We start from the raw sequence: 20,016 nt of genomic DNA on the forward strand, positions 1-20,016 counted from the left end.
GCTGCCTTTAAGCATGGGCTAATCTTTTGCCTGCGCAGGCGTTTCGCCGCCTACCACGAGCAGGGGCTAGCCCCTGCACCCCACGCGCAAACCGTTTTCAGGCTGCCTAACCATTGCGCCCGCGTCCATAGGGTGGGCAACGAGTTGCTCGCCCTACCTGCTGATTGCCCAAACTAAAGGCAGCCTGAAAACGAGCGAGGCGCATTTCAGCGAAGCTAAAACAGTTTTCAGGCTGACTCTACATCCGCTGCCAACAGCGGCTACACAATCTCCGCCTTCTCAATCACCACCGCTTCCACAGGCACATCGTCGTGATAGCCCTTGCGCGTGGTAGCAACCTTTTCAATCGCATCCACCACATCTTGCCCGTCCACCACCTTGCCAAACACGGCGTAGCCCCATTCTTGCACCACGTTGCGCCCGTGCAGCTCTTTGGCGCGGTGGTTCAAGAAATGGTTGTCTTTGGTGTTGATGAAAAATTGTGCGCTGGCGGAATGCGGCTCGGAAGTGCGCGCCATAGCGATGGTGTATTTGTCGTTAGACAAGCCGTTGTGCGCTTCGTTTTCAATCGCGGCGCGGGTAGCTTTTTCGTTCATATCGGCTGTCATGCCGCCGCCTTGAATCATAAAACCGTTGATTACGCGGTGAAAAATCACGCCGTTATAAAAGCCGTCTTTCACATATTGCTCAAAATTGGCAGCGGTGATGGGCGCTTTTTCGTGGTCTAGCTCAATGCTGATTACGCCGAGATTGGTGTGTAGTTTAATCATGGTGTTTGTCCTTAAAGTGAGTGGGAGAAGAGGCAGCCTGAAACCCTTTTTCAGGCTGCCTTTGGGTTATTTAACAATGCGAACCTTTTTAATTTCAATCGTTTGCACGGGCACATCGCCATGCCCCATTTTGTAGCCCGTGCGCGTTTTGGCGATTTTATTGACCACATCCATGCCCTTGCTTACCTTGCCAAACACGGCGTAGCCATAGCCTTGCGCGGTGGGCGCGGTGTAATTGAGCGGCGTGTTGTCGGCAACGTTGATGAAAAACTGGCTGGTAGCGGAATGCGGAGCGGCGGTGCGCGCCATGGCGATTGTGCCGACTGTGTTTTTCAAGCCGTTGGCGGCTTCGTTGGCAATCGGCGCATCGGTGGATTTTTGCAACATATCGGGCGTGAAGCCGCCGCCTTGAATCATAAAGCCGTCGATCACGCGGTGGAAAATCGTGCCGTTGTAAAAGCCTTTGTTGGCATAGTTCACAAAATTAGCCACGGTTTTGGGGGCTTTTTGCTCGTCTAGGCTCAATTCAATATTACCCAGATTGGTTTCAATCACGGCGCGGGTTTCGGCTTGGGCGGCGAAACTGGCTGCGCCCATCAGCGCGGATAACAAGATTTTGGAAGCGATGTTCACGGGATTTCCTTGTGTTTTGAAAAACGCGCATTTTATGTGAGATGCCCGATGCGGACAATTTCTAAATTTACATTTCGCCCGCGCTTTGAATAAAAACAGACAAAGTTTAGCAAATATTGACATCTAGACGTTTTTTGTAAACTCCGCTATATTCGCGCCTTCGGTTGGTAACAGCAAGGCGTGGCGCACTCCCAGCCAGCCTTAACCGAAGATACGCTTCTCAAAAGGAATCGCTGCTGCCTGAAACCTATAATTTTAAGGATAAAAAAATGACTGCCACACAAACGCAGGCGCAGTTGCGCAATAACCCCTATAAAGTTGCCATCGCTTCTATGGTGGGCACGGCAATTGAATTTTACGATTACTACATCTACGCGGCGGCCGCCGTGCTGGTGTTCAACACCCAATTTTTTGACAAATCCGACCACAACGTCGCCATCTTGCTGTCGCTTTCTACTTTGGCGTTGGCGTTTTTTGCCCGTCCGATTGGCTCGGCGCTGTTCGGGCATTTTGGCGACAAGATTGGGCGCAAAAAAACGCTGGTCGCTTCGCTGCTCACCATGGGTTTGTCTACCGTGTGCATCGGTTTGCTGCCCACTTATGACCAAATCGGCTTTTGGGCGCCGCTTTTATTGTGTGTTTGCCGCATCGGGCAAGGTTTGGGCTTGGGCGGCGAATGGGGCGGCGCGGCTTTGGTTGCCACCGAAAACGCGCCCGAAGGCAAACGCGCATGGTTCGGCACGTTCCCGCAGCTGGGCGCGCCAATTGGCTTGTTTATGGCAAACGGCACGTTCTTCACCATCAGCGCGCTGGTGGGGCATGACGAATTGGTGCAATGGGGCTGGCGCATTCCGTTCGTGTTGTCGTTTGTGCTGGTGATTGTGGGCTTGTGGATGCGGATGACCTTGCATGAAAGCCATGTTTACCGCGAAGCGGAAGCCAAAGGCAAAACGCAAAACGCGCCGGTGAAAGAAGTGATTACCAAACACTGGAAACCGATTTTGCAAGGCACGTTCATTATGACGGCGACTTATGTGCTGTTTTATGTGATGACTGCGTTTGTGCAGGTGTATTCCAAAACCAAGGTGGGCGTTTCCGAATGGGGGCATCCGACCGGCTTGGGCATCCCCGCCAACACGTTCACCGGCTTCCTGCTGATTGCGGCGGTGGTGTTTGGCATTTCCATCAGCCTGTCGGGCATCCATGCCGACAAAATCGGCCGCCGCCGTTATCTGCTGCTGGTTACAGCTGCCATTTTGGTGTTTGGCTTGTGCATGCCGCTGTTTTTGACCAACGGTACGCCGATGTCGGTGCTGGCGTTTTTGCTGATTGGCATGGTGTTGATGGGCATGACGTTTGGTCCTATGGCGGCGCTGCTGCCCGAATTGTTCCCCACCGAAGTGCGCTATTCAGGCGCGTCGCTGGCATATAACTTGGCGGCGATTGTGGGCGCATCCATTGCTACGATGGTGGCGATTGAGCTGAACCTGCACTACGGCATTTTTGGCGTGGGCGCGTATTTGGCGGTGAACTGCGTGATGACGCTGATTGCGCTGTGGACAACGCATGAGACCAAGGATGTGGATTTGACGATGACGAAGTAGTCGCGTTAGCAACGATAAAAGGCAGCCTGAAAACGATGTGATGTTGTTTTCAGGCTGCTTTTTTGTGTTTTGGGGATGGATTTTTTGGGGGGCAGGCTGCCTTACGCCGTAGCGCGTTGGTGGGCATTGCTGGCGCAGTAAGGCAATCCAACAGCGCACGCAATAAGGGCAGCCTGAAAATGGAGTTCTCTTAAACCGTTTTCAGGCTGCAGTTGTGTTTAGCTGCCGATGTAAACAACGCTTTTCAGGCTGCATCTGAATCGCTACCCCGCTTCGCCGCGCAACACGCGCTGTCGCCGTGTTTCTGCCATCACCATGCCTGCGGACACGGAAATATTCATGCTTTCCACCGTGCCAAACATGGGAATGGACACCAGCGCATCGCAATGCTCGCGCGTGAGCCGCCGCATGCCGTCGCCTTCGTTGCCCATCACCCACGCCACGTTTTCGGGGATGTCGTAGTGGAACAAATCCGCTTCGCCGTCCATATCGGTGCCGACCACCCAGATGCCGTATTCTTTTAGCTCGCGCAGGGTGCGCGCCAAGTTGGTTACGGTGATATAGGGCACGGTTTCCGCCGCGCCACAGGCAACTTTGCTTACGGTGGCGTTCAGCCCCGCACTTTTGTCTTTGGGCGCGATTACGGCGTGCACGCCCATTGCGTCTGCCGTGCGCAGGCAAGCGCCGAGATTGTGCGGATCGGTGATGCCGTCCAACACCAGCAAGAATGCGGGCTCGCGCAGGTTTTCCAGCACGTCTTCCAAGTGGACATGATTTTTGGATGCGTCAATAAAGCCGACCACGCCTTGATGGCGCGCGCCTTTGGCGATGGTGTTCAAGCGGTTCATATCGGCAAAATGCACGCGCACTTTTTCGGCGGCGGCTTTTTCCAGCACTTCGCGCGTGCGTGCGTCGTTTTTGTTTTCTAAAACATAAAGCTCAACGATGGATTTGGGGTTTTGCCACAAGCGGGCGTTGACGGCGTGAAAGCCGTAGATAAGACGTTGGTTGGACATGGGTTTCCTTATGGGAGTCGGGTTTCAGGCTGCCTCAAATACGCAGGCTTGCATTGGTAGAACCATATTTTCAGGCTGCCTTAGCGTAACCCAAAGGCAGCCTGAAAACTATTGTTGCGCGGGTTTCTGCTCGGTTTCCACTTTGCTTAACGTAAACCCTGTGAAGCCAAACAGCACGGTTAAAATCAAGCACAGGTAGCAGAAAAAGGCGTAAGGCAAGTAGCTCAACACGCTCACGCCCAGCACTTTGGCGATAAACACGCCGCACACGCTCCACGGCACCAATGGGTTAATCACCGTGCCTGCGTCTTCCAGCGTGCGCGATAGGTTGCGCGGATGCAAGCCCAGCTTGGCGTACACAGGTTTAAACGTTTCGCCCGCCAGCAAAATAGACAAATACTGCTCGCCAATCAAAATATTCACGCCCACGCTGGTCATCGCCACGCAAAAAGTGGCACGTCCTGCGTTGGTGAGAAAGCGGCGCATCGCGTCCAGCAAGGCGGGCACAATGCCCAGCGCAAACAGCAAGCCGCCCAAGCTCAACGCCAGCATCACCACCGTTTGCGTGAAAAACATACTTTCCAAGCCGCCGCGCGACACCAGTTTAGCGATGCCCTCGCCCACGTGTTCGGGCTTAAAGCCTGCAAACAGCCAGCCACCCAGTTGCCCCGCCGAGAGCGGCGTGTGGGTGAAGGTAATGGCGATGGAAACGGCGATGGTGGCGAGCATGGTTAAAATCGCGTCCACTTTAAACAACGCCAACACCACCAGCACGGCAAACGGCAGCAGTGCGTAGCCGTGCACTAAGCCGCTCGCTTGCAGCTCGCCGCTGAGTTTTTGCACCGAATTCAGGCTGCCTGAAACCACATCGGGCACCGCCCACACCAGCGCGGCGGCGGTCAGCAGCAAGGCGGGGATGGTGGTGTAGCTCATGTTTTTGATGTGTTCAAACAAATCCACGCCCACGGTGGAGGCGGCGATGCCCGTGGTGTCCGACAGGGGCGACATTTTGTCGCCGAAAAACGCGCCCGACACCACCGCGCCTGCGGTAATCGCGGGCACAGCGTGAAACGCGCTGCTCATGCCCATAAACGCCACGCCGATGGTGGCGCAAGTGGTCAGGCTGCTGCCGATGGAAATGCCAATCACGCCGCACAACAAAAACGCGGAAAGATAGAAATATTCGGGCGAAATCAGCCCGAAGCCGTAATACATCAGCGTGGGAATCGCGCCGCTCATCATCATGGCGGCAACCAAAAGCCCGATGAAGAAAAACAGATAAACCGCGCCCATGCCTTGTTCCACGGCGGCCGCCATGCGTTTAATCATGTCGCCCCATTTTGCGCCGCGCAGCAAGCCGTAAAGCAGCAGCGCCACCAGCGCCAGCAAAATGGAAAGATGCGGCACCCATTCAAACGAGATGATGGTGTAGCCCATTATAGCGATGGCGCTCACGGCAACGATAAGGGCTTCGGAAAGAGAGATATTGAGTAGGGGTTGTTTGGATAGCATAGTTTTTACTCAAATGGTTTGAAATATAAAACATTTTTAGCTTGCCCCAGCGCGTCCACTTGGGCGATGCCGATACCCACGGCTTGCGCGCTGAACGGGCGGAACGCATAGCCTGCTTCAAATTTGGCAACGCCGTCGTTAAATTCTTTGGGCGTGAGCAGGGTAACGTGCGGGTTGAACTGGGCAAACACATTGGGCGAGCCGTATCGCTCAAAGGTTTTCACCTTTTCGGGATAGGCGCTCACCCAATCGGGCAGCTTGGCGTTTTTGTCGCGCAGTTTAACGAGCTGCACGGTGATTTCATCGGCAAGCTGCTGCAATTCGGGCGAGGGTTGGTTGTCCAGCATCAGCCATTTACCTGTGGTGCTGTGCATCCCGGTGAACGAAATGGCGAATTTGCTTTGCCGGCGGGCAAATTGGCTGACGATTTTTTGGATTTCAGGCAGCCTTTTGCTGTCGTATTCGGTGAGATACAGCGTAAGGTGGACTTGATAGCCCTGCGCAAACAGCGAGTTTACGCCTTGCTTGGCAAGCGCTTGCGAAATATCGTTTACACGGCTTTCGGCGGTGTTATCCAGCTTCACGAACACGTTGTAGTTTACCGTTTCGGCGAAGGCGGCGCGGGCAAGCAGCAGCGCGGCAAGGGCGATTAAGTGTTTTTTATGAGACATGGTTGTTCCTTTATTGGGTGATTGACGGGAGTGTGGTTTTCAGGCTGCCTCAGCTAGCCGCATAGGCAGCCTGAAAACTAATCAGACATATATTGCCATTGGCGCAGGGCGAAATCATAACGATGCCAATCCAGCGGGATGATGCTTTCGTATTCCAAGATGGGCGGCTGTTGCGGGGCGGGCATTTGATAGCGCACGCGCCGCTCGTGATACAGCGTGTTGCGCGGATAGACTTCGCCCAACGCGGCGGGGTAGCGATGATGTTGGGCGTGATACTGCTCAATCTGCGCCACAATTTGCACGGCATCTTGGCGGATGCGTTGCTCAATATGCTGTTGCCCGAAATAAACCGTTGCCCATGCCATCAGCCACATCGCAAACTGTATCCGCCAGTTGCGCCAAGAGAAATGCTTGCCCGAATGCAGCCAAAAAAGATGGACGGGCGTGCACAGCAACCATGGCAAGGCAAGCAGCCACGGCACAAGCGCGTAATGCACGGAAAAACCTGCGGCTAACAAGAGGGCGATGGCAATCAGCGTAAATAAAAGGTTGGGACGATTGGGTTGCATCGGATGAGGCAGCCTGAAAATGGAGCGGCGCGGGCTTGTCGCTTAATGGTTATTCGGATAATGCGCGGCCGGGCAACGTTCGGCGTTGCCGGGTTTTGTTTTCGGTTTTCAGGCTGCCTATGCGGTGGTGGATTGAGGCAGCCTGAAACGGCGTAACCACGCTACCGCCCTACCCTTTAAACACCGCCGCAAACGCATCCGCCACCGTGTTCACATTGCCCTCGTTCAGCCCCGCGATGCACATCCGTCCGCTGTCCAGCAGATAAATGGCGAATTCGTCGCGCAAACGTTGCACTTGCTGCGCGTTCAAACCCGTATAGCTAAACATGCCGCGCTGTTTCACAAAATAGCTGAAATCGCGCTCGGGCAGCTTGCTTTGCAGCACGTCATAAATGCGCTGGCGCATGGCACGGATGCGGTCGCGCATTTCATAGACTTCGTTTTGCCATTGCGCGGCAAGTTGCGCGTCGCTTAAAACGTGATACGCGGTCAAGCCGCCTTGTGCGGGCGGGCTGGAATAAATGCGGCGCACACCCAGTTGCAGCTGCCCCAGCACCAGCGCGGCTTCTTCGGCATTGGGCGACACCACCATCAAGCCGCCCGCGCGTTGCCCATACAGCGACATATTTTTGGAAAACGAGCTGCTCACCAGCAGCGGCAAGCCCAAATCGGCAGCGCGGCGGATGGCGTAGGCATCGCGGTCAAAATCGTCGCCAAAGCCTTGGTAGGCGATGTCCATAAACGGGATAAGCTGGCGCGCGGCGATGATGTGCAACACTTCGTCCCATTGCTCGGGCGATAAATCCACGCCTGTTGGATTGTGGCAGCAGGGGTGCAGCAGGATGATGGTGTTTTCAGGCTGCCTATCTAGGCAGGCGCACATTTGCTCAAATTTCACGCCGATGGTGGCGGGGTCGTAATACGGATAGCTGCCCAGCTCAAAGCCTGCGGCGGCGAAAATGCCGCGATGGTTGTCCCATGTGGGGTCGCTCATCAGCACTTTGCTGTTGCCAAAGGCGTTGTGCAACAAATCCGCGCCCAGCCGTAATGCGCCCGAGCCGCCCAGCGTTTGCACGGTGGTTACGCGGTTTTCGGCAATCACCGCATGGTTTGCGCCAAACAATAATTTGGGCAATTCGGCGCGTAGCCCTGCGTGTCCTTCCATCGGCAAATAGGCTTTTGCGCCAATGCCAACGCGCTCTTCGGCGGTTTTCACGCTTTCAGGCTGCGTCATGTTGCCATCGTTGTCAAAATAGATGCCGATGGACAGGTTGATTTTGTTGGCGCGCGGGTCGCGGTTAAACGTTTCTACAAGGCTTAAAATCGGGTCGCCTGCGTAGGGGGCGAGGTGTTGGAACATGGGTTGGGCTCTTTCAAATTTTGCAAAGAAGTGTGAAGTATAAGTTAATTCAGGCTGCCTTTGAAACGGCTGCGCGGGCAAAGGATACGGCAGCCTGAAAATTTAATGGGCGGGAGCGGGTGGAATTTTATGCTTTATGTGTGTGGATGGTCGGGGTGGTTGGCAATTATTTGGTGTTTAACTGTGGATGTTGGCAGAAAATGGCTTTTGTGTGGTAGCTTGGGTTTCAGGCTGCCTTTGTTGCCAAATGCGCGTTCAAAAAATAAAGCGTTGCGTGTAAGGAATTGGTAGCTAGCAATGATTTGCCCGATTACTGACTGACTTATGATGATAAAAAAGATGTGTTGAGCGTGGCAATCTTGTTAAATTAGTTAATAAAATCAATGTTTTATTTTAATTTTACGATATTGATTTATTTATGTAATTCATTATTTCTTGGTTTATTTCGTGAGACAAAATATAGTTATCTTCTATTGATACACAGTGTAAAATGTTATTTATTAAAAAATATCTCATATCAACTGATTTTAAATCAAAAAGCAAATATTTGTTATTTATAATTAAAAAATTATCTATGTAATTATTTGAAAGATTTGTTTTCCTAGATACCTCATATGATATGCTATTCAAGTAATATAATGATATAGACCAAATGAATGTTTTTATATCTCCGCAAATTTTTTCACCAACAGTAGAATTTTCACCTACTCTATACAATGCGCCATCATTATTATCAATAATAACCCATTCACCAATAAAGAAATTACCAAAATACAAAAAACCATCTGGAATTTCTTTACCATATTCTTTTTCATCATCAATTAATTCTTTAATTTCTTTAAAAGAGCAGGTTATATAAGCTTCTTTAAAACAAATTGGAAGTGGTTCGCCACCATATTCCATCAAAAATTTAATATGGTCTTCTCGTATAAATCTTTGCTCTTTTGTAAAAAAATCAATGATTTCTTCTCTTGGAACAGGATTGATATTAGGTTCAAAGCTAATTAGCTTACTGAAAATCAAATCGCTAATTGACTTCATTCTTACTCCTTTAACCTAAGACGCATTTATGAGCTATGTGCCAAACATTGCGGGAAGCAAAAAGAATGGCACATTTTAGCCCTGTTCAACAAACGGTGCGTGGCAAAGCCACACACCCTACCCCATCGCCCACGCGCCATGATTATTTTCAGGCTGCCTTTGTTATCCCGCAAAGGTAGCCTGAAAACATCCTCCCATCCCGCCATCACGCCGACAAAAACAGCCGATACGCCGCGTTATCCGTTTGCTCTTCGTATGCATAGCCCAGCTGCGCCAAGAATGCGTCAAACGCCGCGCTGTCGGCGGGCGGCACGTCGATGCCCACCAAAATGCGCCCGTAGTCCGCGCCGTGGTTGCGGTAGTGGAACAGGCTGATGTTCCAATCACTTTGCAGCGTGTTCAAAAATTTCGCCAACGCGCCCGGCCGCTCGGGGAACTCAAAGCTAATCAGTCGCTCGTTTTGCACTTTGTGCGTGCGCCCGCCCACCATGTAGCGCAGGTGGACTTTCGCCATCTCATCGTTGCTCAAATCAATATTGGGCAGCTGCGCAGCATCAAATTGGGCGCGGATTTGCGCGATGTCTTTTGCGCCTGCGGTTTGAATGCCCACAAAAATATGCGCCACTTCATCATCGCCGTAGCGATAGTTAAATTCGGTGATGCTGCGCGCGCCCACCACGTTCACAAACTCGCGGAAACTGCCCGCCCGCTCGGGGATGGACACGGCAAAAATCGCCTCGTTGCCCTCGCCCAATTCGCTGCGCTCGGACACATGGCGCAAGCGGTGGAAATTCATGTTTGCGCCGCTGCACACGGCAATCAGCGTTTCATCGGCAAGGTTGTGCTGCGCGATGTAGGCTTTCAGCCCCGCCAGCGCTAACGCGCCCGACGGCTCGCAAATGCTGCGCGTGTCGTCAAAAATATCTTTTAACGCGCCGCAGATGGCATCGGTGTCCACGGTGATGATGTCGTCCAGCAAATCGCGGCACATTTTAAAGGTTTCTTCGCCCACCAATTTCACCGCCGTGCCATCGGCAAACAAGCCCACGTCTTTCAATTCCACGCGCTCGCCCGCTGCCACCGATGCTTTCATCGCGCAGCTATCGCTGGTTTGCACGCCGATAACTTTAATCTCGGGGCGCACCTGCTTGATAAACGCGGCAACGCCCGCCGCCAAGCCGCCGCCGCCAATCGGCACAAAAACGGCGTGGATGGGCTTGGCGTGTTGGCGCACAATTTCCATGCCGATGGTGCCCTGCCCTGCGATAACGTCGCAATCATCAAACGGCGGAATGTAGGTCAAGCCGCTGTCGGCAACCAGTTGCATGGCGTGGTCGTAAGCATCGTTGTACGACACGCCTGCCAGCACCACATTGCCGCCGCGTGCTTTCACCGCGTCCACTTTAATCTTCGGCGTGGTTTCGGGCATCACAATCGTTGCCGCGCAGCCCAAGCGTTGCGCGGCAAGGGCAACGCCTTGCGCGTGGTTGCCTGCGCTGGCGGTAATCACGCCTTTGCGCAATATGTTTTCAGGCAGCTTTGCCATTTTGTTGTACGCGCCGCGCAGCTTGAAAGAAAACACGGGCTGCAAATCTTCGCGTTTGAGCAGGATTTTGTTGCCCAAGCGGTGCGACAGATTGCTGGCGAGGTCTAGCGGCGATTCGATGGCGACATCGTAAACGGCGGAAGTGAGAATGCGGGTGAGATAGTGGCGGTAAGCGGGGAAGCGTTCTGTGTTCATGTGATTTGATTTGAAGCGAATTGTTGCGATTAAGTAAGAAAACGTAACCTTAACGCCGTGATTGTGTAAACGCAAGTTAATTATTGTTGCCAAAAGGGGTTTAGGCAGCCTGAAAATAGGTAAAACGCAGTTTTGTGGGTATAATCGCAGCCTTTTGCGGCTGCCGATGCCATCGCGTAACAACGCTTGGGCGCAATAAGGCAGTCTGAAAATCCAATACGCGCAGCTTGTTGATTAAGATTGCTGCCGTTTTCCGTTTTCAGGCTGCCTCAATCATTTATCCACCTCGGCGCAGCCTAAACCCCATCAAACGAGTAACACAACATGGTCAAAAAAATTCTCTCCATTCTCACCCTTTCTGCTTTTATTGTTGCCCCCGCCGCCGCGCGTGCGCCCAAAAAAACCAAAGCCGCGTCCGCGCCCGCCGCGTCTGCGCCCGCTGCTGCCTCTGCCACCGCTGCATCCAGCCCCGCCGCGCCCAAACTCAACGCCGCCGAAGCCTTAAAGCAGCCTGAAATCGCCGCCACCGCCTATTTGGTGCGCGATTTGCAAAGCAATCAAACGCTGGTTGCCAAGAACACCGACCAACAAATCGAGCCCGCATCGCTCACCAAATTGATGACCGCTTATTTGGCGTTCAAAGCGTTGGAAGAAGGCAAATTGCAGCCCGAGCAAAAGCTCACCGTGTCCGAAAAAGCATGGAAAGTGGAAGGCTCGCGGATGTTTCTCAAAGCGCACAGCGAAGTGCCCGTGTGGGATTTGATGCGCGGCTTGATTGTGGTGTCGGGCAACGATGCCGCGATTACGCTTGCCGAGGGCATTGCGGGCAGCGAAGAAGCGTTTGCCAAAATGATGAACGATGAAGCCAAGCGCTTGGGCATGACGCAAACCTATTTTGAAAACGCCACCGGCTTGCCCGCGCCCAAGCATCTGACCAGCGTGAACGACTTGGCGATTTTGTCCAACGCCATCATCCGCGATTTGCCCGCCAAGTATTACGAAGTTTATTCCTACAAATCTTATACTTATAACAACATCACCCAAGAAAACCGCAATTTGCTGCTGTTCCGCGACGACAGCGTGGACGGCTTGAAAACAGGGCATACATCCAGCGCGGGCTACAACCTAATCGCCACCAGCAAGCGCAACAACCGCCGCGTGTTGAGCATTGTGATTGGCGCAGCCAGCGCCGAAGCGCGCGCCACCGAAAGCAGCAAATTGCTGAACTACGCCTTGCAGGGCTTTGACACGCCGAAAATGTATCAAGCGGGGCAAGTGGTGGGCAAAGTGCGCGTGTATAAAGGCGCGAGCAGCGAAGCCGAAGTGGGCTTCCAGCAAGATGCCTACGTTACCCTGCCGCACGGGCAGGGCGAGCGCGTGAAAACCGTGCTGGAAACCATGCAGCCTGTGGTTGCGCCTGTGCAGGCGGGACAAAAGCTGGGCACGCTCAAACTGATGGACGGCGACAAGGTGCTGGCGGAGCAGCCTGTGGTGGCGCTGAAAAATGTGGAAGAAGCAGGCTTTTTTGGGCGGCTGTGGGACAGCATCGTGTTGTGGTTTAAATCGGTGTTTGCGGGGTAGTCGCGCGGTTTACATAGAAGCGTAAAAGGCAGCCTGAAAACGTGTTGAATGCGTTTTCAGGCTGCCTTTATGTTGCCAAGCGACTTTGCGCGATTACGCCACCGCTTCCACCACAATCATTTCAGGATTATCCGCCTGCTCCACCAAAATGGCATGCACGCGCGCTTGCCACAATTCGCCGAAGCGTTGCAATTCCTCAGGGCTTGCCATGCCCGCCACCGCCTGCGGCATGATGTCGCGCATCTCGGGGGCAAACGGTACCACGCTGCCGTTAAACGCCACGCGCACGGCTTTGCCGGTGTCGCGGCGGCGCAAAGTCATATCGGCATCGCCGCCCGCACCAAAGGCGAGCAGGTTGCGGCGGGCGAAACGCCCTGCCATGCCGATGCCGCCAAAGCCTGTTTCTGGGGCTGCGCCTGTGATGAGCTGGGCAACGGAAGCGATAACGCCTGTTACGCCTGCGTCGCGCTCGCCGCTCATGCTGATTTCAATGTTGCCGCGCTCAGGCAATTCGTCGGGCGAATACAGCGCGGCTAGGGCTTTAATCACCATCAGCCACGCGCTGGCTACGGTGGGGCAGGAATGCCCGCACAGTTTCACGGCATCGGCATAGTGGTATTCCAGCACGCCATCGGGCGTTGCGCCGAGAAATTGGGCGAGCGGGTCGTAAAGCTGGATGCTGGGGGCTTGGTTGAAAAAGGGTTGCAATTGCATGGGGTTTCCTCTCGTGGATGAATAGGCAGCCTGAAAACTAAAATGGAGCGGCGACGGCTCGTCGCCAAATGGACAAGATGTCGGCGCGGGCAAACGCTTCATTGATGACCAATTTTGCCAAGTTGCAGCCTGAAAATAGGTTTGAGCCTGGCTAAACTTAGAACCTGTATTCATTATTTACATAGACAGATTTTATGAAATAAAAGCGCGGATACAAGGCAAAAAGCACAGCAAGGTTGTACACCTTGCGAGCATTTTTAACGCGGTAGCCGCGTTTTTAGGGCATAAAAGATGCCTATGAAAATAGTGAATACAGATTCTTAATTTCAAGCTGCCCTATCATTCCCAATAGGCAGCCTGAAAACTATTTACGAGCACGATTATAAATTCTGGGCATCATGCTTGCCAACACAGTCGCGCTAATCACAATGGCAATCCCCAGCCACGACAGCGCGCTAATCGGCTCGCGCAGCAGCACCACCGCCATCAAAATGCCAAACACGGGTTCCAGCGTAATCAGCAGCCCTGTTAAATTGGCGGGCACCCTGTCCATGCCCTTGTTCCACAGCCAATAAGCCAGCCAACTGCATCCGATGCTCAAATACGCCATGCCCAAAATGCCTTGCCAACTCCATGCGATGTGCCAGCTTTTGGTGAGCACGGCGGTAAACGGCAGGCACAGCGGCGCGGCGATGATAAACGACAGTGTGGTATAAGTGCTGGCGGGGATTTGGCGCATAAATTTTTGCGTGGGGCGCAGGATGGCAGAAAACACGATGCCACCCGATAACACCATCGCGCAGCCCAATAGGCTAATTTCGCCGCCCTTGCCCGCGTGTTGCCCACCCAAAATTAGCGTGAACACGCCAATAAACGCCAACACGCCACAAATCCAGTGATACCTGCGCGCCTTGTCGTCAAAAAAGAAATGCCCAATGAACACCACCAGCAGCGGTTCTAGCCCCAGCATGGTTAATGCGCTGGACGCGGATGTGTATTGCAAACCTTTAAATTGCAAGATGAGCACGGCGATGTAGTTCAAAAAACTCAGCCAAATCAGCGGTTTCCACGCGCTTTTGGGCAGCTTGCGAAACATTGGGATGCCGATGGGCAGCAAGATGATGGCAACAATCAGCAGCCGAAATTGCACCAGCAAAATCGGGTCTAGCATGGTTTCGGCAAATTTGGCAGCGATAAATGCGCTGCTCCATATCAGCATGGCGGCGATTTGGTAAAACATGGCGGCGGTAGCGATAACAAGCAAAAATGGCGTGATGATACGCCTTGTTGCGGCGGTTTTGTAGTTTTCAGGCTGCCTTATAACGATGAGATAAGGCAGCCTGAAACGGCATCAAGCGCGGTAAAAACATTTGGGGCTGTACTAGATAAGCAGTCATGTTAGACTGCAAAAATGAAGATAACCCATTGTAAACTAAAAAAGAGTATACGAAAAAAGTTGCTCCAATTTTTTGTACTTGAAGTAACCGCCCGTTCGGCTGCTGATTTGTTGGGCATTCACCCCAATTCAGCAGCACTGTTCTACCGCAAAATCCGCGAAGTCATCAGCTACTATCTTTCATTGGAAGCCAATACAGTTTTTGATGGTACGGTTGAGCTAGATGAGAGTTACTTCGGCGGACATCGCAAAGGCAAACGCGGACGCGGAGCAGCAGGAAAAGTAGCTGTCTTTGGTATTCTTAAGCGTGGTGGTAAAGTTTATACCGTAGTAGTGAAGAATGCCAAAAGAGAAACCTTAATGCCTGTTATCACAAAGAAAATCATGCCTGATAGTATTGTTTATACCGATTGTTTGAGCAGCTATGATGTGTTGGATGTAAGTGGTTTTACCCACCACCGTATTAACCACAGCAAACTGTTTGCTGACAAACAAAACCACATCAACGGCATTGAAAATTTTTGGAATCAGGCGAAACGTGTTCTGCGTAAATACAATGGAATTGACCGTAAATCTTTCCCATTATTCTTGAAAGAATGCGAGTTTCGTTTTAACTTTGGCACACCGTCTGAACAGCTTAAAGTGCTGCGCAGATGGTGTGGTATTTAGGGCTTATCTAGTACAGCCCCAAACATTTTGCCCGCCATGAAAACATCGCCCGCGCTGGCGGGTTTTGCCGTAAAATTGCATCTTGCATTCATGTTTACGGTTAGGCAGCCTGAAAATGGCTTTATCTGTCTAATTCACAACATTCACAACGCAAACACCCACAACAAGAGGAAACACCATGAAATCACAAATAGAACAAATCCTTATCCCCACCACCCAGCGCACGCTCGGCAGCGAAAAAGCCGTGAAAAGCGTTGCCGAAGAAAATGGCAGCCTGAAAGTGGCGTTGGAATTCGGCTATCCCGTTGCCCACATCGCGCAGCAGCTTCACGAAGCCATCGCCGCCGCCACAGGCAAGCCCATCAAGCTGGAAATCACGCACAATGTTGTCGCGCATAAAGTGCAAAACGGCATCCCTACGATTAAGGGCGTGAAAAACATCATCGCCGTGGCATCGGGCAAGGGTGGCGTGGGCAAATCCACCACCACCGCCAACTTGGCGACCGCGCTGGCAAAAATGGGCGCGCGCGTAGGCGTGTTGGATGCCGATTTATACGGCCCCAGCCAGCCCACCATGCTCGGCGTGGCAACACAGCAGCCTGAAAAACAAGCGCAGCAGCTGATTCCCGTAACCAACGCAGACGGCATTCAGGTGATGTCCATCGGCTTTTTGGTGGACACCGACCAAGCCGTTGTGTGGCGCGGCCCGATGGTGTCGCAAGCCTTGCAGCAGCTGTTGATGCAAAGCCAATGGGACGATGTGGATTATCTGTTTGTGGATTTGCCCCCCGGTACAGGCGATATTCAGCTTACGTTGTCGCAAAAAATCCCCGTAACCGGCGCGGTGGTGGTTACCACGCCGCAAGACATCGCGCTGATTGACGCGCGCAAGGCGGTGGATATGTTTAACAAGGTGAACATTTCTATTTTGGGCGTGTTGGAAAATATGTCGGTGCATGTGTGCAGCAATTGCGGGCATCATGAAGCGCTGTTTGGCAGCGATGGCGGCAAAAATCTTGCGGCGAAATTGAACGTGCCGTTGCTGGGGCAATTGCCGTTGTCGTTGCCAGTGCGCGAAGCGATGGATGCGGGCACGGCAGGCGCGTTGTTGGACACGCAAGCCGCTATCGCCGACATCTACACCCAAGCCGCATTCCAAATTGTGCTGGCGGTGGCAGACAAAGGGCGCGATTTCAGCAGCAAGTTTCCGAAGATTGTGATTGAGTCGTAAGCGGTTCAACACGGCTTGACGCAGTTCAACGCGCAATAAGGCAGCCTGAAAATGGGTTTTATCATCCCTTTTCAGGCTGCCTTTGCAAAACCTAAAACGAAACAAGAAATGGTCAATTCTCCGTCATTCCCGCCTAGGCGGGAATTTTGGTTAATTTTATGCAATGAATTGTTTTTACGAAATTTTTTGAATATCAAACAAGATTCCCGCCTACGCGGGAATGACGGCATTTCTTGTGTTTCAGGCTGCTGCTGGGGTTTTGTAAAGGTTTCAGGCTGCTTGAACGCGGGTGCAAACAATAGGCAGCCTGGAAATGCTGCCCCGCGCCCCTACGGCTTGCTGGCAAGCCGTGCTCTGGTTTTTATATTGTTGCTAGGGGTTTTCAGGCTGCCTCATCCTGTAAAAAAAATTCTGTAAACGAAGGCAGCCTGAAAATGGATAAAACCCCTTTTCAGGCTGCCTTAATTGTGTGTTCACGATTACGCGATTGCCCCGCCCATCACGCAAACGGATGCTGAATCAAAATCGTCTCTTCCCTATCGGGCCCTGTGGACACCATCGCAATCGGCGCGCCGCACACTTCTTCAATCCGCCGCAGGTATTTTTTGGCGTTGTCGGGCAGCGCGTCATACGATTGCACGCCAAAGGTGGATTCCTGCCAGCCTGCCATCGTTTCGTAAACGGGCGTGCAGCCTGAAACCGCATCTGCGCCAAAGGGCAGGATGTCGGTGGTGCTGCCATCGGGCAAGGTGTAGCCCGTGCAGATTTTCACTTCGTCCATGCCGTCCATCACGTCTAATTTGGTGATGCACATCCCCGTGATGCCGTTGATTTGGATGGAGCGTTTGAGCGCGGCGGCATCAAACCAGCCGCAGCGGCGCGGTCTGCCCGTTACCGAGCCAAACTCGTTGCCGCGCTCTGCCAAGCCCGCGCCAATGTCGTCAAACAGCTCGGTGGGGAACGGCCCGCCGCCCACGCGCGTGGTGTAGGCTTTCACGATGCCCAGCACATATTGCAGCATTTGCGGCGGCACGCCCGCGCCCGCCGATGCCGCGCCCGCCAAGCAGTTGGATGACGTTACAAACGGATAAGTGCCGTAATCAATATCCAGCAGCGTGCCTTGCGCGCCTTCAAACAGCAGGCGTTCGCCGCGTTGGTTTTTGTCGTACAGCGTGCGCGGCACATCGGCAATCATCGGCAAAATGCGCGCGCGAAAGCTATTGATTTGGTTCATCACATCGTCAAACGCAATCGCCGCCGCGCCGTGCAAATGCACCAGTTGCGCGTTATACAACGCCAAATTGGCGCGTACTTTTTCGGCAACCGCATCCATGTTCAGCAAATCGCCCACGCGCACCGCCCGCCGCGCCACTTTGTCTTCATAGGCAGGGCCAATGCCGCGCCCTGTTGTGCCGATTTTTTTGTCGCCCTTGGATTGCTCGCGGGCTTGGTCCAGCGCGATGTGGTAAGACAAAATCAATGGTGCGGTGTCGGCGATTTTCAGCCGTTGTTCCACATTGGGCACGCCCGCAGCGTTAAGCTCATCAATCTCGCCGAGCAGCGCTTCGGGCGAGAGCACCACGCCCGAGCCGATAAAGCAGTCCAGCTTTTCATGCAAAATGCCGCTGGGAATCAGGCGCAATATGGTTTTTTTGCCGTTCACCACCAGCGTGTGCCCCGCGTTGTGCCCGCCTTGAAAGCGAACCACGCCCGTGGCTTGCTCCGCCAGCCAGTCCACAATTTTGCCTTTGCCTTCGTCGCCCCATTGTGCGCCGATAACAACTACGTTTTGTGCCATTTTTGATTACCTTTTAGGTTAGAGAAAGTGGGTTTTCAGGCTGCCTTTGGATGGGTTAGGCAGCCTGAAAAGGGGAAGGATGGGTTGGGGGGCTACTCGTTTTAGCTCCGCTGAAACTCATTTCATTCGTTTTCAGGCTGCCTTTGGCGTTTGCAATGCTTTGCAATCCCCATCGCCGAAATCGCAATCCAAAAAATCTCAATCACAAACGAGCCCAAATTGAAATGCACGCACAGGCTCAAAATCAGCAGCACCGCGCCCAAGCCGTTGAGCAAGTTATACGACAGCGAAGTGGGCTTCCATTTTTCGCTCACCACCAGCCAAAACGCCAACACCACGCAGCCCATACCCGCAAAGCCGATGATATGCGCAGCAAGACTCAGCATGTGCAGCGCAGATTCGCTCAAATCAAACCATTGTAAAACACCCATTGCTTATTCTACTTTCCATTCATCATTACATTGAACCAGCGTTTTCAGGCTGCTCGAATTGTCGGGCAAGCCATAATCCACCACCACGCACACGCCTTGCGCGCGCAATTTATCCACCGCATTTTTCGCCGCCGCATAATCTTTCTGCGCCACGCGCACCGCTTCGGGGCGTTGGCTGGCGGCCAGATACGCGCCAAACAAGCGCAAATCAAAGCTAAACCCCGTGGCGGGGCGGCTGCGCCCAAAGTATGCGCCCAAGCCGTCGTAGCGCCCGCCGCGCGCCACCGCGTCGTGGTAATCGGGCGTGTAGGCGGCGTAGAGCAAGCCCGTGTGGTAGTTGTCCACGCGCACTTCCGCCAAATCAATATGCACCGCCTGCTCGGGAAACGCCGCGCACACCTGCGCCAGCACATCCAACGCCTGCGACACGGCGGTCAGCTGCGGCAGCCGTGCGCGGGCTTTGTCCAACACATCGCGGCTGCCGTAGAGCTCGGGCAGCGCCGCCAGCGCGTCAATCCAAATGTTGTCCAACTGCCATTGTTGCGCCAACCGGCGAACCGCGTTGCCATCTTTATCCTGCATCAGCGCGAGCAGCTGGCGGCTTTGCGCCTCGCCCAACTGCGCGGCGGCTGCAATCGCGCGGAACACGCCCAAATGCCCCAGCGACAAAATAATATTGCCCAGCCCGCCCACTTTCAGCGTTTTCATCATCAAATCAATAATTTCCACATCGGCAGCGGTATCCGCGCAGCCGTATAACTCCGCGCCCGTTTGAATCGGCTCGCGCGTTGCCAGCAAGCCATCGGGCTGGGCGTGCAACACGCTGCCTGAATAGCACAAGCGGTTAATGCCTTGGTTTTTCATCAACAAATGCGCGTCAATCCGCGCCACTTGCGGCGTGATGTCGGCGCGGATGCCAAGCTGCCAGCCTGTGATTTGGTCGGCAAGGCGGATGGTTTTCAGCGATAGGCCGTCGTCGATGTGCGTGAGCAGCGAGCGGCTGTATTCCATCAAAGGCGGCTGCACCAGCTCAAAGCCATGCGTGCGGAACTGGGCGAGTATCTGTTCTTTCACGCTTTCTAGTTGGCGCGCACGTTCGGGGAGAATGTCGGCGATATGTTCGGGAAGCTGCCACGTTTGCATGATTATTGTCCTGTTTATGAAGCAAGTTTATGAGGCAAAGGAAAGGGTGGACTTTAACATAAAATAACATTGAGGGCAGCCTGAAAAAGGGCAAAACAAAAAAGCCCAAACAACATTTGCTGTTCAGGCTGCAATT

At 53.3% G+C, this 20,016-nt stretch carries 19 protein-coding genes; 5 read left to right on the forward strand and 14 right to left on the reverse strand.

The genetic code is table 11. The features are described from left to right. Nucleotides 1–260: 260 nt before the first annotated feature. Nucleotides 261–770, reverse strand: a complete 510-nt coding sequence (locus H3L93_RS05585; protein ID WP_003795533.1) for a peptidylprolyl isomerase — start codon at nt 768–770, stop codon at nt 261–263. Between the two features lie 66 nt (nt 771–836). Beyond that, the gene (locus tag H3L93_RS05590; RefSeq protein ID WP_169303479.1) at nt 837–1,367 is read right to left on the reverse strand and encodes a peptidylprolyl isomerase; all 531 of its coding nucleotides are present in this window, start codon (nt 1,365–1,367) and stop codon (nt 837–839) included. A 305-nt stretch (nt 1,368–1,672) separates the two neighbouring features. Between H3L93_RS05590 and H3L93_RS05595 the strand changes: the two genes are divergently transcribed. After that, the gene (locus H3L93_RS05595; protein ID WP_003795528.1) at nt 1,673–3,007 is read left to right on the forward strand and encodes an MFS transporter; all 1,335 of its coding nucleotides are present in this window, start codon (nt 1,673–1,675) and stop codon (nt 3,005–3,007) included. A 263-nt stretch (nt 3,008–3,270) separates the two neighbouring features. Here H3L93_RS05595 and rlmB read toward each other — a convergent pair whose 3' ends face one another. From rlmB to ilvA, 7 genes are all read right to left on the reverse strand, one after another. Then, nucleotides 3,271–4,023 carry a 23S rRNA (guanosine(2251)-2'-O)-methyltransferase RlmB gene (gene rlmB, locus H3L93_RS05600; RefSeq protein ID WP_003795526.1) on the reverse strand — a complete coding sequence of 251 codons (753 nt, stop codon included), beginning with the start codon at nt 4,021–4,023 and terminating at the stop codon, nt 3,271–3,273. 108 nt (nt 4,024–4,131) lie between these two features. Then, nucleotides 4,132–5,535: a Na+/H+ antiporter NhaC gene (gene nhaC, locus H3L93_RS05605; RefSeq protein WP_003795524.1), complete on the reverse strand. Its 1,404-nt coding sequence runs from the start codon at nt 5,533–5,535 to the stop codon at nt 4,132–4,134. Between the two features lie 5 nt (nt 5,536–5,540). Further along, on the reverse strand, nt 5,541–6,206 hold the full coding sequence (locus H3L93_RS05610) for a 2'-5' RNA ligase family protein (RefSeq protein ID WP_003795522.1): 666 nt from the start codon (nt 6,204–6,206) through the stop codon (nt 5,541–5,543). A gap of 77 nt (nt 6,207–6,283) precedes the next feature. After that, complete coding sequence (locus H3L93_RS05615; RefSeq protein WP_003795521.1) at nt 6,284–6,775, reverse strand: hypothetical protein; 492 nt, start codon at nt 6,773–6,775, stop codon at nt 6,284–6,286. 169 nt (nt 6,776–6,944) lie between these two features. Further along, the gene (locus H3L93_RS05620; protein ID WP_003795520.1) at nt 6,945–8,135 is read right to left on the reverse strand and encodes an amino acid aminotransferase; all 1,191 of its coding nucleotides are present in this window, start codon (nt 8,133–8,135) and stop codon (nt 6,945–6,947) included. A gap of 399 nt (nt 8,136–8,534) precedes the next feature. Beyond that, nucleotides 8,535–9,176: a hypothetical protein gene (locus H3L93_RS05625; protein WP_003795515.1), complete on the reverse strand. Its 642-nt coding sequence runs from the start codon at nt 9,174–9,176 to the stop codon at nt 8,535–8,537. Nucleotides 9,177–9,381: 205 nt separating this feature from the next. Next, complete coding sequence (gene ilvA / locus H3L93_RS05630) at nt 9,382–10,917, reverse strand: threonine ammonia-lyase, biosynthetic (protein ID WP_003795513.1); 1,536 nt, start codon at nt 10,915–10,917, stop codon at nt 9,382–9,384. 324 nt (nt 10,918–11,241) lie between these two features. On the opposite strand from ilvA, the gene H3L93_RS05635 reads away from it, so the two are divergent. After that, nucleotides 11,242–12,498 (forward strand): D-alanyl-D-alanine carboxypeptidase family protein, encoded by a 1,257-nt coding sequence (locus tag H3L93_RS05635; protein WP_003795510.1) that lies wholly within the window; start codon nt 11,242–11,244, stop codon nt 12,496–12,498. Between the two features lie 93 nt (nt 12,499–12,591). Here H3L93_RS05635 and H3L93_RS05640 read toward each other — a convergent pair whose 3' ends face one another. Further along, complete coding sequence (locus H3L93_RS05640) at nt 12,592–13,212, reverse strand: FmdE family protein (RefSeq protein ID WP_003795508.1); 621 nt, start codon at nt 13,210–13,212, stop codon at nt 12,592–12,594. 364 nt (nt 13,213–13,576) lie between these two features. Further along, entirely contained in the window at nt 13,577–14,452 is an 876-nt protein-coding gene (locus H3L93_RS05645; RefSeq protein WP_003795506.1) for a DMT family transporter, read from the reverse strand. 171 nt (nt 14,453–14,623) lie between these two features. Here H3L93_RS05645 and H3L93_RS05650 point away from each other — a divergent pair, with 171 nt between their 5' ends. The 3 genes from H3L93_RS05650 to H3L93_RS05660 all read left to right on the forward strand — a co-directional run bounded on the left by H3L93_RS05650 (nt 14,624) and on the right by H3L93_RS05660 (nt 16,925). Further along, nucleotides 14,624–15,277, forward strand: a complete 654-nt coding sequence (locus H3L93_RS05650) for an IS1595 family transposase (RefSeq protein WP_003793959.1) — start codon at nt 14,624–14,626, stop codon at nt 15,275–15,277. 178 nt (nt 15,278–15,455) lie between these two features. After that, nucleotides 15,456–16,508, forward strand: coding sequence for an iron-sulfur cluster carrier protein ApbC (apbC, locus tag H3L93_RS05655; protein WP_003795502.1), 1,053 nt, complete (start codon nt 15,456–15,458; stop codon nt 16,506–16,508). Nucleotides 16,509–16,559: 51 nt separating this feature from the next. Next, on the forward strand, nt 16,560–16,925 hold the full coding sequence (locus tag H3L93_RS05660) for a hypothetical protein (RefSeq protein ID WP_003795501.1): 366 nt from the start codon (nt 16,560–16,562) through the stop codon (nt 16,923–16,925). A gap of 82 nt (nt 16,926–17,007) precedes the next feature. On the opposite strand, the gene H3L93_RS05665 is transcribed toward H3L93_RS05660, so the two are convergent. The 3 genes from H3L93_RS05665 to H3L93_RS05675 form a co-directional block, all read right to left on the reverse strand. Next, the gene (locus H3L93_RS05665; RefSeq protein ID WP_003795500.1) at nt 17,008–18,306 is read right to left on the reverse strand and encodes an adenylosuccinate synthase; all 1,299 of its coding nucleotides are present in this window, start codon (nt 18,304–18,306) and stop codon (nt 17,008–17,010) included. Nucleotides 18,307–18,428: 122 nt separating this feature from the next. Continuing rightward, on the reverse strand, nt 18,429–18,692 hold the full coding sequence (locus H3L93_RS05670) for a CBU_0592 family membrane protein (RefSeq protein ID WP_182077710.1): 264 nt from the start codon (nt 18,690–18,692) through the stop codon (nt 18,429–18,431). A gap of 48 nt (nt 18,693–18,740) precedes the next feature. After that, nucleotides 18,741–19,880 carry an ATP phosphoribosyltransferase regulatory subunit gene (locus tag H3L93_RS05675; RefSeq protein WP_003795497.1) on the reverse strand — a complete coding sequence of 380 codons (1,140 nt, stop codon included), beginning with the start codon at nt 19,878–19,880 and terminating at the stop codon, nt 18,741–18,743. Nucleotides 19,881–20,016: the final 136 nt, after the last annotated feature.

The organism is Kingella oralis (assembly GCF_014054985.1).
GTDB lineage: Bacteria > Pseudomonadota > Gammaproteobacteria > Burkholderiales > Neisseriaceae > Kingella_B > Kingella_B oralis.